The following is a 7,500-nucleotide window of genomic DNA, read 5'->3' on the forward strand; positions in this document are numbered from 1 at the left end:
AGTCCAACATACTGCGGAGCGGGACGACATATCCGGGGACTAATTCTTCGGCACCAGGATTCCGGTCAAGTCCGCGTCCCGAATAGGGGTATTCGAGTTTGCCTGCACTTTGCACATCAACTGGATTACGGCAATCGATCCGTCGACGGTGTCGGGCGCTGGAGTACCGGTCACCTTGGAATCTTGTTGCAGGTATTTGCGGACTGTCACCCGCTGCTTGTCCTGGTCCTGGGAAATGAACTCGCTGCACGGCGTGTCTCCGCCCTTGTTGACGGCCTCTTTGGCTTGTTCACAGCCTCCGAGCGCCGGCAGCAGGACGGCTGCGGTAAGAATAACGGCGGTCGGAAGTGTTCGGCGAACTGTCATGAATTGCGTATGCCCGGCTTCGAGCATCTGAAACAACCCCTCTGCGGGGCGTGATGGATAGTCCGCATTGCCATGTCACGACTCACGCCGGGTTGATCGAGATCGGCATCGACGCCCTGTGATGCCGGCAATCAGCAATCTCCCGATGAGCCGACGCGGGTCAACCAGGTGATGACATGGTCCTGCTCGTGTCGATGTCTGCCCCTCCCACGCACATTGCAGATCGCGGGAAGCGGCCGAACGCAACATTCTCGACTTACCCCCGGATCGGACGCCCAAACAGCTCGCTGGGTCTGGTACACCGGGAACCATGACCGGCAACCGCGCCCGCCCGCACCGACGGATTCCCCGGCGATGGAGTCAGATCGAGGAATCCCGGCGCGGCATCGTCCTGGCCTGGCTCGCGTTCACGGTGACATTCGGCGGAGCACGTCTGGTGACCTGGCTGATCCAGGTCAACCCACACAAGGCCGGCAACGTTTCCGCAGACGGCATCCATCTGCACCACTACTTGTGGGGAATTCTGCTGCTGAGCGGAGTCGCCATCTTCGGGATGGTCGACCGCAGTCCCCGCGCCCGCACCTGGATGGGACTGGCTCTCGGTATCGCACTGGCGCTGATCGTGGACGAGGCCGCCTTGCTCATCACCCTGCAGGACGTGTACTGGCAGACCGCCGGCTGGCCCAGCGTCGCGTTGGGCGTGACCCTGATCGGCCTGGTGGGATCCGCGCTGGCGTTGACACACGGCGATACAGCACCGAAGACGCCTACCACGTGAACGACCGTATCCGCACTGACGTCGAGGCGTGGCGCGGTCGGCGTAACGAGCCACCAGGGTGGGTCTCGACCGAACTCCGGTCGAGACCCACCCGTCACACTCGATCCGACGCCTTGACCCGATTCGGTGGTGCCCTGACGTCGGTCAGTTCTCGGTCTTCGTGCGCCAATCGTGCACGGCATCACGAATTCGGTCGAACAGAGCCAGTGGCGGCCCGAATACGACGTTCGCGGTGGCGGATTCACCGGCCTGTGGATGCGGGCGCGTGGGCGCGACAGCTTCGGCGAAGCGTAGCGCGGTGGCCAGACGAGCGCTGTCTCGGTCCGAAAGACTCCGGCGCAACGCGTCGAATTCTTCTTTCTCCTCCATCTCGGCGTGTTCGACAACCGACGCTGAGAAGTCCTCAAATTTCTTCGCGAACCGGTCGTCTGTGACGCCGAGTTCATAGAGTTCGGCCAGGACGTGCTTGGCCTGGTCCTCTTCGTGAAGGCGATCGTCGACGATTTCCCCAGCCACCTCGGCACGGCGCGACGCCGGGTGCACCACCTGCTCCTCGGCGCTCTCGTGCACCGCGAGCAGCCGTACGAGGTCCTCGAACGGCCGCTGTTTGGCCTTTCCCACGGCAGACTCGACCTGCTGCAGCAGGTCCCTGATCTGTGCGTGCTGTTCCTCCAACAGAGTGATGACGTCGTCCCGCTCAGTCGGCATCTGTCCTACCTCCGTGTTCGAATGCGGATTGCGATTGCGGTGCGCGCAACCGTCTGCGGCCTACCCGGGAAGTGAGGGCCAAACACCGCCGACCGGACGACGCCGTCGGTCTGTCGGCTGCTGCCGATGATCCCGATTCCGAACACTTCCCCGGGATCGGAGCGCCGCACGGCGGGTGTGAGTGCAGGATGTTCTTGTGACACAGGGGAATCCGGAATTATCGCGCAGGTGAAGCCGACGTCGACAGTCATCCTGGCCACGGCGGCATCGATCCCCGCTACGACGAGCTGACCACCCTCCTGACTCCGGACCGTCGAGCTCCCGGCAATGCGCGAAAGCTTCTGGCCGAGTTGCAATATGACAGCGGGGATTTCTATCGCATCGACGGAACGGGTATGTGGTTCCGATGGCATCCGGTTCAGGATGTCAACGCCGAGAATGGAGTACCCGAATACGGGCGACAACCGTCGGTTTGAAGGCGGCGTTCGCCGCGCGCGCAGAACAAGGAGGTCGCAATATCGGGACGCAGGAGTCGTTTCGGCTCCGATCTGCGGGCACAACACTGCGGTACCCGCGGCAAGGAGGATGGTCAGTCCCAGACGAGGGTGAGGACGCGGTGACCATCGGGTATGGCAGGGATGTCGCAGTAGGCGTCCTCGTCGTAGGACCAGCCCTCCCAGACCGGTTCCGCGTGCAACTCCCCCACGTCGAGTCGCCCGTCGATGACACTGGACGGCAGTGACGTACAGATCGCCACCGATTCCGCCGCGATGCCGTCGTGATCGTGGTCGAACATCTCCTCGTGCAGTTGCACCCGGATCCAGGCGACGGCTGGGTCGGCGTCGAGGACGGTGAGGCGCGCCGCGATCTCGGCGAGATCGGGCCGGCCCTCGCCGTACTGGTTGGGGGCGATGGAGTCTTCGAAGGTGTTGCCCTCGAAGAACTCCGCGATGGTCACCAGCGGGTACCGGTAGTCGTGGCCCGCGGAGCGGGTGCGGATCTCGTCGCGGGTGATCATGGACCGATGGTAGAGGCCGCGCTGACGCCCCCGGCGGGAACGGTTGCCCGTGTGGCGGTTACCGCCCCGGGCCGAGACCCAGTCCTGCACGGTGTGTGTGCGACCGTTCATCACAGGCCGAGGTTGCCTGAACGTCAGGCGATCGTCGGCGCAGCAACGAGGTCCATCGCGTCGGTGATCCGCCGGCGCATCACCGGGCATCGTCAACCTGTCCTCGATCGCCGCGTTCGCCCCACCCGCGGCCAGCCTGCTCTACACCGGCATCAAAGCCTACGTCCTCAATGTCTCACAGGCCCTCGACATGGAACTCAAACCGCACGGCATCCACGTCACCGCCCTGTGCCCAGGCTTCACCCATACCGAATTCCACGATGTCATGGGCACTCGCGACAAAGCCGATCATCTGCCCCGGATCCTCTGGCAGCAGCCCGAAGCCGTCGTCACCGAAGGCTGGGCCGCCGTGATGAAGGGCAAACCCGTGTGTGTGCCCGGCACCGTCAACAAGATCTCAGCCGCCGCCATGAAACCCCTGCCCATCCGCGTGAGCTATCTCGCCGGAAAGACCTTCAACCCCTTCAAGAACAACTGAATCCGCCCATGCGAGGAATCCACTACATGCTCGCAGCTCGCTCCGGGCGAATCGGTTGCCCGTACCCTCAACCACAAGGCGCCTACCAGCAAGTGCAGCGCACCAACGCGAAATACGGTTTTGCATCTGATCCTATAAAGGCCATTCGACCTCGTCGGGTGTCTTGTCGGTGCGGATCCCCCGGAAACTCGGGTGCCGCAGCAGCCCGTCCGCGCTGACCTCGCGGTACTCGATGTCGGCGACGAACACCGGCTCGACCCACCACGCGGACCGCGTCACCGCGGCCGGTGGTGGATCATCGAGCGGGCTGGTATCGCGGCGGACCTCGTCGAGGGCGGCGCGGATGCTGCGCCGCGCCGCCGCGGTGAAACCGGTGCCGACCCCGCCGATGCAACGCAGGCGACCTTCAGGGGTATGGCCGGCCAGGACCAAGCCGCCGAACGTGGCACCGTTCGGGCCGGATCCGGGGACCGCGCCGACGATGACAGCCTCGGTCGTGGCCCGCAACACGGTCTTGATCCACGCCGGTGACCGGCGGCCGGGCTCGTAGATCGAATCGGCCCGCTTGCTCACGATCCCCTCCAAGCCCGCCTCGGCTGCGGCCTGCAGCAGCTGCTCGGCGCCGGTGTCGGCCAGCGACCAGGACGGCGGAACCCGCACACGCGCACCGTCGTCGAGATCCAGATCGGTGAGCGCGGCCCGCCGCGACGAATACGGATCACCGAACAGTTCGCCGGTGTCGACGGCGAGCAGGTCGAAGACCATGTAGTCGACCCGGACCTCGCCGATCAGCTCGGCAGTGGGACGCCGGACGTGCATGCGGCGCTGCAGGAGCGCGAACGACGGCGCACCGCGGCCGTCCGGGGCGACGAGTTCGCCGTCGAGCAGCAGGGTGCGCCCGGCGGTGGCCTCGGTGAGCGCGGTGGCGATCTCGGGGTAGGAGCCGGTGATCTCGCGCAGGTTCCGGCTCCACAGGCTGATCCCGTCCCGGGTGCAGCGGGCGATCGCGCGGACGCCGTCCCATTTCATTTCCGCGCTCCAGCGGCCCGGAGGCACAGGTGGCTGTCCGGGTGTGGCCAGCATCGGTGCCGGTACCGACAGACCCACAAGATCAACCCTAGATCGTGGACGGTGGCATAGTCTGCGCTGGTCGGCGCGCTTTCCTTCGAACGAGGGCGCGGCCCGGTCACGGCAGGAAAGTTCGAGATCTCCTCCGATGCGGCGCGAAGAAGGGCATCGCCTCGATGCAGTCCAACGCCCCCACCGAGTCAGCGGGCCGAGCCCACCGGACTGCCACGAAACCCTTTCTGTCCCAATCGTCTAACATTCGACACGACAGACGGCATACACGCATACGAGGGAACGTGAGAACCCACGCGAGACGGGCCACCCCGGCAGATAGCGATCTGGACCCCGGGTTCTTCGACGCCGACGCCCAGCAGTCCGCGGACTGGCTCGCATGGAGCGACCCAGCTGCGATCGATGCCCGCATCGAGAGATTGTTCACCGAGACGCTGCCTCGCTTGGAGGCGGCACAGGTCGGCGAGAGCCGCCCAACGCTCGATGACCGGTTCAGCGCGGCCGCGTTCGACAGGGTCGTTTCCCTGATCGAAGCCGCCGTACGCAGCGAGGATGGACGGTACACGCCCGAAAACGATTATCTCGCGGACCAATTCATCACCTATATCGGCGAGTGGATGGTTCGACGCGTCGACGGCGTCTGGTTCAACTCACCCGAGAACGGCGCGCCGATCTTCGACGGGTACGGTCCAGCGGTCGGCTACCGATGGTCGCAGGAGTGGGCGAACGACCTTCTGGTGTTGCTGTTCATGATGGCCGTCGACAGCGACGACAGCCCATATGCGTACTTCGTGGACCTACTGTGCGAGCGCGGACTGATGTTCGCGCAGGAGCGGGGTATGCCGGATCTGGAAGCGGAGATCCTGGCGTGATCACGCGCGGGATTGCCTGAACTGCCGCGAGAAGCCACCGACGAGGCATCGGGTACCTCCGTCTGTGGTGTGATCCGGCGCCTTCTGGCCCGCCCCGACCCCATGCACTCATGGCCTTCACCCGCGCCCTGGGCAGTCGCAGCCGACGCGACGGCATCCGGGCGGTCGGCATCAATCCGGGCCCGGTGGCGACCGCACGCATCACCGCGCTCATCGAGCACCATGCCCGCTTCGCCGAGACGGCCGCGGGACTTTCGTTCGGCCGCCCGACCCATCCGCGCGAAATCGACGTCACGGCAGCGTTTCTCGCCTCGGCGTCGTCGTAGTGGTGTCTACCCTCGCCGTGCTCAGCGGTCACCGACCGACGCCTGTCCCGCAACCGTGGTGTAGCCTCGCTGCAGTTCTTCACCGAGTGTGCGTTGAGTCGACATTCTGCTTCGATGCGAAAGGTGATCCATGGGAAAAGGCAAACATCGAGCTATTAGTCGGTCTCGATACAAGGTGCCTTCCTCGGCCGTCCTGAGCGTCGTTCCGGTGGCGCTTATTCTGACGGCCACCGGGACCGTGAACGCTCAGCCCGCCGGGGGCAGCGCACTGTCACAGTCCGATCAGGGGCAAGGAGAGGAGCTCCAGCCCGACCGGAACCAGGGTGACCGATCCAGCTCAGGCCAGCCGGAGCAGTGGCCTGCGGCTGTCGCGCCAAATGTGCACCCGTACCAGGGTTTACAGATCCCGGATGACACGCTGAGTTCACTGCAGTGGGCACGGCCGATCCCGGACAAGAAGTACTTGGCGCCCCTGGGCCCGCTGAACGCGCCCGTTCCCGTCGCGCCGGTGCCCCCCATCGCGCCTGCGCCGGGCACCTTGCGCTTCGGTGACCTGCAAGTGGATTCACCGGAATGGCTCGATCGGGAGCAAGCGATCCAGCTCAACGACGGTGCCGCCGAGGCCGAGGCCGGTCTGGCAACCTTCCTCGACTCGATCGGCATGGAACGCAGCCGATCCGACCGTGTCGCAGGAGAAACCATTGCGGGTGCCGCGACCGGCGCGACGGCGGGCGCGGTGGCGGCGAGCCCCTTCGGTCTCATCGGAGGGGTCACCGGCGGAGCGCTCGCGGCCGCCATCGGTCTTCCGTTCGCACCGATCGGCCTCGTCGCTGTTCCCATCGGTGCCGCGTATGGCGCCGCCCTCATGGAAGTTCCGATTGCCGCAATCGGCGCCGGCGTGGGCGCGATCGTCGGCTCCGTGCACGCGCTGAGCGCACCACCAAGGGCAGTTGCCGACTGACACAACAACCTTCGATCGCACAGCCCGATCGCCCGACGTCGGCGGTTTCCGGCTTCGACCGGCCTGCGAGCCCGCAGGCCGGTCGATCTGCGTGCACGGCGGATAGGTCCCGCTCCGGACACCGAACACCCACCGCGGGTGCCTGACTCGCAATCTCGGTCAGGCACAGCGGTGGGTGTTTCGTTGGTGGCGCAAAATCTGCGGATCCCCGCATCCGGATGAAACGCGCTCCGGCATTATGAAATTGGGTCAGAGCGCTCCATGGATCGACGTTCCGGGCGAGGCGCCCTCGGGCCCTGGCCGGTACGGCAACCGGTTGGCGTTGATCGGCAACACCCAGTAGCTACCCGGCTACTGCGTGTTCCTGCCACGGCGGTATCGCCGACCAACTCACCGAACTACCGATACCCGGACCGACCTCGTGCATGGACGACCTCGTGCTGCTCGGCGAAGCTGTCGAACGCACTCGCCCCCAGCCGATCCGGACTGCTGGTGGCTGAACTACGTATGGGCGGCCATTGCCTCGCGCAGGCTCTTCGGACGCATATCAGTCCACGTCTTCTCGACATATTCGATGCATGCGTCTCGACTGTCCTCGCCGAACGCAACGAGCCACCCGTTCGGGATATCGGCAAAGCTCGGCCACAGACAATACTGCTCCTCGTCGTTGATCAGAACGCAGAACTGGCCGTCTTCGTTGTCGAATGGGTTGGTGCTCATTTCACCTCACTGGATAGTGACATCAGGTGTGCCTTTTGTCGGGAGCGACATTACTGCCGGGTGCTGCAAATGAACCGCATGG

The 7,500-nt window shown here is 65.1% G+C and carries 9 protein-coding genes and 1 pseudogene; 5 read left to right on the plus strand and 5 right to left on the minus strand.

Annotation, left to right across the window (positions count from 1 at the left end; translation table 11 throughout):
* Positions 1-39: 39 nt before the first annotated feature.
* Entirely contained in the window at positions 40-393 is a 354-nt protein-coding gene (locus EBN03_RS11025; protein WP_233608304.1) for a hypothetical protein, read from the minus strand.
* A 283-nt stretch (positions 394-676) separates the two neighbouring features.
* On the opposite strand from EBN03_RS11025, the gene EBN03_RS11030 reads away from it, so the two are divergent.
* Positions 677-1,144: a hypothetical protein gene (locus EBN03_RS11030; RefSeq protein WP_122187822.1), complete on the plus strand. Its 468-nt coding sequence runs from the start codon at positions 677-679 to the stop codon at positions 1,142-1,144.
* Between the two features lie 144 nt (positions 1,145-1,288).
* On the opposite strand, the gene EBN03_RS11035 is transcribed toward EBN03_RS11030, so the two are convergent.
* Positions 1,289-1,852 (minus strand): hemerythrin domain-containing protein, encoded by a 564-nt coding sequence (locus EBN03_RS11035; RefSeq protein ID WP_122187823.1) that lies wholly within the window; start codon positions 1,850-1,852, stop codon positions 1,289-1,291.
* A 589-nt stretch (positions 1,853-2,441) separates the two neighbouring features.
* The gene (locus EBN03_RS11040) at positions 2,442-2,870 is read right to left on the minus strand and encodes a hypothetical protein (protein WP_122187824.1); all 429 of its coding nucleotides are present in this window, start codon (positions 2,868-2,870) and stop codon (positions 2,442-2,444) included.
* Positions 2,871-3,069: 199 nt separating this feature from the next.
* Here EBN03_RS11040 and EBN03_RS11045 point away from each other — a divergent pair.
* Positions 3,070-3,459, plus strand: a pseudogene (locus tag EBN03_RS11045) (SDR family NAD(P)-dependent oxidoreductase); the annotation flags it as partial.
* 132 nt (positions 3,460-3,591) lie between these two features.
* Here EBN03_RS11045 and ligD read toward each other — a convergent pair.
* Positions 3,592-4,542: a non-homologous end-joining DNA ligase gene (gene ligD / locus EBN03_RS11050; RefSeq protein ID WP_122187921.1), complete on the minus strand. Its 951-nt coding sequence runs from the start codon at positions 4,540-4,542 to the stop codon at positions 3,592-3,594.
* 281 nt (positions 4,543-4,823) lie between these two features.
* On the opposite strand from ligD, the gene EBN03_RS11055 reads away from it, so the two are divergent.
* The 3 genes from EBN03_RS11055 (at position 4,824) to EBN03_RS11065 (ending at position 6,698) form a co-directional block, all read left to right on the plus strand.
* The gene (locus EBN03_RS11055) at positions 4,824-5,411 is read left to right on the plus strand and encodes a hypothetical protein (protein ID WP_122187825.1); all 588 of its coding nucleotides are present in this window, start codon (positions 4,824-4,826) and stop codon (positions 5,409-5,411) included.
* Positions 5,412-5,521: 110 nt separating this feature from the next.
* Entirely contained in the window at positions 5,522-5,737 is a 216-nt protein-coding gene (locus tag EBN03_RS11060; RefSeq protein ID WP_122187826.1) for an SDR family oxidoreductase, read from the plus strand.
* Between the two features lie 130 nt (positions 5,738-5,867).
* Positions 5,868-6,698 carry a hypothetical protein gene (locus EBN03_RS11065; protein ID WP_122187827.1) on the plus strand — a complete coding sequence of 277 codons (831 nt, stop codon included), beginning with the start codon at positions 5,868-5,870 and terminating at the stop codon, positions 6,696-6,698.
* A gap of 501 nt (positions 6,699-7,199) precedes the next feature.
* On the opposite strand, the gene EBN03_RS11070 is transcribed toward EBN03_RS11065, so the two are convergent.
* Positions 7,200-7,418 carry an MbtH family protein gene (locus tag EBN03_RS11070; RefSeq protein WP_122187828.1) on the minus strand — a complete coding sequence of 73 codons (219 nt, stop codon included), beginning with the start codon at positions 7,416-7,418 and terminating at the stop codon, positions 7,200-7,202.
* Positions 7,419-7,500: the final 82 nt, after the last annotated feature.

Source organism: Nocardia stercoris (genome assembly GCF_003696265.1).
GTDB lineage: Bacteria > Actinomycetota > Actinomycetes > Mycobacteriales > Mycobacteriaceae > Nocardia > Nocardia stercoris.

Coding starts and splice junctions, on each gene's coding strand:
- EBN03_RS11025 (WP_233608304.1), bottom strand. CDS start 393: ATGCTCGAAGCCGGGCATACGCAATTCATGACAGTTCGCCGAACACTT.
- EBN03_RS11030 (WP_122187822.1), top strand. CDS start 677: ATGACCGGCAACCGCGCCCGCCCGCACCGACGGATTCCCCGGCGATGG.
- EBN03_RS11035 (WP_122187823.1), bottom strand. CDS start 1,852: ATGCCGACTGAGCGGGACGACGTCATCACTCTGTTGGAGGAACAGCAC.
- EBN03_RS11040 (WP_122187824.1), bottom strand. CDS start 2,870: ATGATCACCCGCGACGAGATCCGCACCCGCTCCGCGGGCCACGACTAC.
- ligD (WP_122187921.1), bottom strand. CDS start 4,542: ATGCTGGCCACACCCGGACAGCCACCTGTGCCTCCGGGCCGCTGGAGC.
- EBN03_RS11060 (WP_122187826.1), top strand. CDS start 5,522: ATGGCCTTCACCCGCGCCCTGGGCAGTCGCAGCCGACGCGACGGCATC.
- EBN03_RS11065 (WP_122187827.1), top strand. CDS start 5,868: ATGGGAAAAGGCAAACATCGAGCTATTAGTCGGTCTCGATACAAGGTG.
- EBN03_RS11070 (WP_122187828.1), bottom strand. CDS start 7,418: ATGAGCACCAACCCATTCGACAACGAAGACGGCCAGTTCTGCGTTCTG.